Annotated in this window: 7 protein-coding genes and 1 pseudogene; 7 read left to right on the forward strand and 1 reads right to left on the reverse strand. The window is 43.1% G+C overall.

What is annotated here, in order from left to right; all coding sequences use genetic code 11:
• Positions 1–33: 33 nt before the first annotated feature.
• Entirely contained in the window at positions 34–375 is a 342-nt protein-coding gene (locus MO867_RS20320; protein ID WP_252472494.1) for a DUF6892 domain-containing protein, read from the forward strand.
• Positions 376–425: 50 nt separating this feature from the next.
• Positions 426–929 (forward strand): SMI1/KNR4 family protein, encoded by a 504-nt coding sequence (locus MO867_RS20325; protein ID WP_252472496.1) that lies wholly within the window; start codon positions 426–428, stop codon positions 927–929.
• A 76-nt stretch (positions 930–1005) separates the two neighbouring features.
• On the opposite strand, the gene MO867_RS20330 is transcribed toward MO867_RS20325, so the two are convergent.
• The gene (locus tag MO867_RS20330) at positions 1006–1680 is read right to left on the reverse strand and encodes a DUF7822 domain-containing protein (RefSeq protein WP_252472498.1); all 675 of its coding nucleotides are present in this window, start codon (positions 1678–1680) and stop codon (positions 1006–1008) included.
• 476 nt (positions 1681–2156) lie between these two features.
• Here MO867_RS20330 and MO867_RS20335 point away from each other — a divergent pair, with 476 nt between their 5' ends.
• From MO867_RS20335 to MO867_RS20345, 5 genes and pseudogenes are all read left to right on the forward strand, one after another.
• On the forward strand, positions 2157–2402 hold the full coding sequence (locus tag MO867_RS20335; protein WP_252472500.1) for a transposase: 246 nt from the start codon (positions 2157–2159) through the stop codon (positions 2400–2402).
• 139 nt (positions 2403–2541) lie between these two features.
• A pseudogene (locus MO867_RS24165) lies at positions 2542–2757 on the forward strand (integrase core domain-containing protein); the annotation flags it as partial.
• 303 nt (positions 2758–3060) lie between these two features.
• On the forward strand, positions 3061–3474 hold the full coding sequence (locus MO867_RS20340; protein WP_252472502.1) for a hypothetical protein: 414 nt from the start codon (positions 3061–3063) through the stop codon (positions 3472–3474).
• Between the two features lie 166 nt (positions 3475–3640).
• Positions 3641–3781, forward strand: coding sequence for a hypothetical protein (locus tag MO867_RS24360; RefSeq protein WP_444875287.1), 141 nt, complete (start codon positions 3641–3643; stop codon positions 3779–3781).
• A gap of 358 nt (positions 3782–4139) precedes the next feature.
• Complete coding sequence (locus MO867_RS20345; RefSeq protein WP_252472504.1) at positions 4140–5099, forward strand: acetyltransferase domain-containing protein; 960 nt, start codon at positions 4140–4142, stop codon at positions 5097–5099.
• The last annotated feature ends 34 nt before the right edge of the window (positions 5100–5133 follow it).

Below are 5133 nucleotides of genomic sequence, written 5' to 3' on the forward strand. Positions count from 1 at the left end.
CGAGCAGTACAGTGACTATGGGGCTATAGTTGCATGAAACTGTCCGAAGTGTTGGCTAATTACACAGCAAGAAAAATAGATATAGAGGAGGAGGGTTACGACCCCATCCCTGAAGCTCTTGATTACTTTAGATCCATTCGTATAAAAAAAGAGTGGTTAGACGATATTACTGACCTTCATCAGGATGGAGGCAGTCCTATCTGGCTACAAATCATCCCCTTTTGGTGCGGAACCACTGACGAGTTTGACATCGGCTCAACTGAAGATATCAGTCTTTTGCCCAATTTAAAAAAAATTACCCTTTTCTATAACGAATATAATCCAGGTATTTTGCAAGAATTCCAAGAAAAAGGCATCGAAGCCAAATGGGTTTAAAGTGGCCAGCATGCCAATCGTAAGTAAAGTTCAATCCCAATAGGTTATATATGGAACTGGAGCAATTCATCGCCGTCATCAAAAAGGATGAAGGGAGGGCTTCTACAGAAGAGGAGCTTGCGGAATTCGAACAGGTTTTAGGCTCATCTTTGCCAGGCGATATAAGAGAATTTTTGAAAATTTGCGGCGGTGGGCAGATATTTGAAACACCCGTCAAGTATCTGGATCAGTGTGGAGCTGAAATAATACCCCGACGCATGTACAACTTGAATACTATACGCTGCGCATTCGAAAATCCGATTGACAACTGGGCCCCCAGGGAACTTCTCCCCATCGGTCTCGACGAAGGAGGGAATACATTGATGCTCAGCCTGCGTCCAGACCGCTTTGGTCATATCTATCTCTTAGACCACGAATGCATATATTACCCAGGCAGCGATGAGGTACCGGATGAAATCGAAACCATAGAGGAGGCAGAGGAGTATCGGATTTCTTATTACTCCCCCAGTTTCGGGAAATTTATAAAAGATACCCGACTCGTGGAAATAACTTAAAATTCTTCTCTCCCCGCCCGAAGGCCAAAACCTACCGAAAAAAATCTACCAAACTAAAAGAGCATTGAAGGGAGTACTATGCTCCCCCCTCAAACTCAATCTTATTCCGAAGCTGATAAAACAGTACGTCCGTCCAATATAAACCCAAGGGTAAATCGTTTTCTGCATCATCAAAGTTATCATTGAACAAAAGCCCATGAAATGCACCCAAGGGAGAGTTTGATTCTTTTTCAGAGGCTCCCTTTAAAGTATCAGCAGCTATCTTGGGATCTTCCGGCAGTAGATCCACAGCAGCTCCAGCCTTACGACAAGCTTCGATTTCAGACTCAACCGCACCTCTCAAGACTGCCTCGTCATTATCATACATACAATCCAACTCAGTGGTTTCAAGTAGCAAGTAGCGGGGGTTATTGCCCTCAAAAAAAGCGAGCGTTTCATCCAGCATAGAGGCCAAATACTTGGACGTTTCCGCAGCCAAGGGCCGCACGGCCTCGATAAATTTCTTAAATCGCGCAATCCCAAGCTCAAATTCACTACTTATCGCGTAAAGTCGAGTTTTATCTTCTGGAGCATCATCTTCAAAACCATCAGAAATCAGGGACGCACAAAGCTTTGGGTTTCCGGACATCAGCACACGATAAGAAAATGGAACATCGTATGCCCACTCTGATAACCCCGACAGACACTCAGGCCGATCTGCATAAGTACTGGGCCGGTTACTAAGACTGTATAGGTACGCACGATTTGCCATTATAGATACTCCGTATACACACCAAATAAGCAAGTGGGCCGAAGCCGCTGCCAAATAAGCATTTAATTAGAGGCCAATCTAACGGGAATCGCAAGACTACTTCCATAAAAAGACAGGACTTATTTCAAAAAATGCGAACCCTTCGCTGGACATCTATTTAGCAGCCATTGCAATATCTCCAGTAACAACTCTTCCTGCCATAAAAACACTACAATCTGCCAGAAAATACTAATAGAAATTAGCTTAATCATGAACCGAGAAAGCATAATGAAATAGGTCTCAGGTTAACCCCACCGACAGCCAGTTACTTTATATATCAATATTAAACTCACCTTGGCTGAAGAACTTTCCAACACCTTAAAAAACCAATAATCCCCTCCTTTAAGGCTGTATATCCATAACACCATAATAAGTGTAGCGGTCTAATACTTCCGGACACTTCGCTAAGATGGTAAAACTACCAAGCGAGGTGAAGTATGACAACAAAAGGTACACGCCGGCAATTCAAGCCGGGGTTCAAGAAAGACGCGGCAGCCCTAGTCTCTGAGCAAGCGTATTCGCTTTCTAAGGCCGCAGAGGCTGCAGGAACCACTGCTAATAACCTGCGACGTTGGATAAAAGAGCTGAAGCAAGGGGAGAGTGGAGTAAGACTGGATGCCGGTGAGCGCGCTGAATTGGATCGGTTGCGACGCGAAATCAAGCAATTTCGAATGGAGAAATAAATCCTAAAAAAGGCCAACGCCTTCTTTGCGAAAGAAATGAAATAAAGTACAACATTATTAAAGAGCAGCAAAGCAGCCTGATTGAGGCAGCCAGCATGCCAGTCATACCTACTAAGCGCTGTTGAAGCAGCATGGGGTGGTGTGCTCAATGAGCCGCAAGGGAAATTGTTGGGACAACGCGCCGACTGAACGTTTTTTTAGCAGCCTGAAACGGGAGTGGTTAACGGGAAATCTCTATACAACAAGGGAGAATGCGATAACCGATGTGAGAGTCTATATTGCTTATTGCAACTCACGCAGAATACATACAGTTCTGGAAGATGTAACCCCTGTCGAATTTAAGAAATGTTTATAAAGAGGCGTCCAGTTGGACTTAGCCACAATAAAGTAAGCATATATTTACAGTGAAGCAAGGAAAGTTTATTATTCCAACCACTTCGGATAATGTGTTTAGATTTCCAATAATGTGAGACAACAATAAGCAAGTCACCCTTAAGATGGCTATATTTGAATAAAGATTAGTGGGTAAATGAAGAGGAACTGTGGGAATCCCCCCCTACTTCAAGCAGAAAAAACGCTCTACATCCAGGCGAACCAATCGAGAGTATCTCAGCCCCGCCAAAATCTGCTGGGTACTGTATAAAAAGCGGACCTATAAATGGCCAGCAATGGAAAACTACTACCCTCAATGATATTTTCCAGCGCAGCTGTTTTATCTACTATTGCTCTCGCGCTATCCACCAGAACTTTTTTGCAGCTACCTGATTTTTTAATGGAACTCCATATTTTCCCAGGGATTGCCGCTTTTACAGCATCACTTTTACTCTCCGGGAAGATTGAGTACAAAAATTCAAAATATAGAAACCTCCCGAAAAGTCTATTTATCAGTATTATGATAGTACTTCTCAGCCTTATCATCTGGATTGGCTTAGCATTTATTTCACTCGGTGAAGCTGCCATCTTCATTGCATTACTATCTGGGACTGTACTAGGCTTTATCACCTACCCTGTAGGAATTACTGCCGGTTTGCTTGTATGGTGGGCATCCAAGCATAACCAGGCTCGCCAATAAGCCATGGGAAATTCTACGCACTGCCGTTGGTTCAGACACTATTAAGGCGCCCCCGATGACGGCATACAAATACAGTATATAAGGAAGGGAAGTCATCATTGAAAAGCGAACTAACAGCTGGTCGACGTACTATCAAGGCCCGGAGGGGAAATGAAGAGATACGGGAATATTTATACCCTCAGAGATCACTGAGGGCGAATTAACCCCGTATCCATCAGACCCCTGTCATGAATGGGCACCTGTAAAACATCAGAATGTAGTACTATCGTCAAAAAATCTCCACACCTCAAGCAGTAAAAAATTTTAAACCACTATTAAACTTGAACCTTCCTTTGTTATCATGAAAGCCATAGAAGGATAAAACGTAGCTGCTATCTGGAAATATTACGTATCTATAAATAGAAAAACTATCGATGAGAATTCGATTAAAATCGATCTATATAACCACCTTGTTTGCTCTACTCACTTGACAGCATCCCACTAAGGCCACCTCCGCTCCCATAAGACTTGACAGCAAATATAAGTTAAACGCCTTAATCTCGATCCAAAAAACGCAGACAGCTCTACAAAGAAGTTCGAACCAATAGATGAACGCCGTCTGCTGCGGGCAACCTTTAACTATCAGGCTGAATACTAGACAAATCATATACTTTGGAGATAGCAAATTGAGATATCCAGCAATAGACATCACTCGAGGTATTTTAGTGGTTATTATGGCCCTCGATCATACACGAGACTATTGGACTGCGATTCAGTTTGACCCCCTCGATTTATCACAGTCATCGGCAGCACTTTTTTTGACTCGCTGGATAACGCATATTTGTGCGCCAGGGTTTATATTTTTGACGGGCCTGAGTACGTATTTTCATGGCGAAAGACTCAACTACAAGCAGGAACTTGCCAAGTTTTTGCTGGTTAGGGGCATCGTGTTGGTTATCTTTGAGCTGACTCTAGTTAATCTCTCATGGCAATTCGCCTATAACTTTGCATTTGTGCAGGTAATCTGGGCTCTGGGGGTATCAATGATAATACTGGCAGGTCTGATCTACCTACCTAAGATGTGGACTACTGCAGCCTGCCTGGCGGTTGTCATCTTACACGGTTATTTCAATGACGATTACATTCGTCAGCTCTTAGGAGGTTATGAATGGCTATGGATCTTGGCCCATGTACGCACCAGCTTTCAGCTTTTTGAATTTAATACCGGGATTTTCGCAGCATACAATATCATCCCTCTTTTTGCTCTGATGTACCTTGGTTATGCCTCTGGTGCCCTATACCAAGTGGCGGCTAAGGAGCGAGTACGCTTGTTGATAACAGCAGCCGCAATACTATCTCTGATATTTATCATCAGCAGAATCATAGGTTTCGGAGATCCCAATGCCTGGAATCCGGAAGAGGGTATTCTTGATTTAATCAATGCTTCGAAATACCCAATGTCATTCAGTTATATAATGATGACCATGAGTATCATCTTCTTGATAATGGCACTGGCCGAAAGACGACAGAATTCAGTTCTAAATGTACTTCTTGTCTTTGGTCAGGCTTCTCTCTTTTTCTATCTATTACATGTACCCATTATCAATTTATCAGCACACCTATGGACCCAGGGCTGTCCCATATAAATCAGCTTAAATGGTGGCTGTAATTATCTTGTCT

Source organism: Microbulbifer okhotskensis, assembly GCF_023895975.1.
Classification (GTDB): Bacteria; Pseudomonadota; Gammaproteobacteria; order Pseudomonadales; family Cellvibrionaceae; genus Microbulbifer; species Microbulbifer okhotskensis.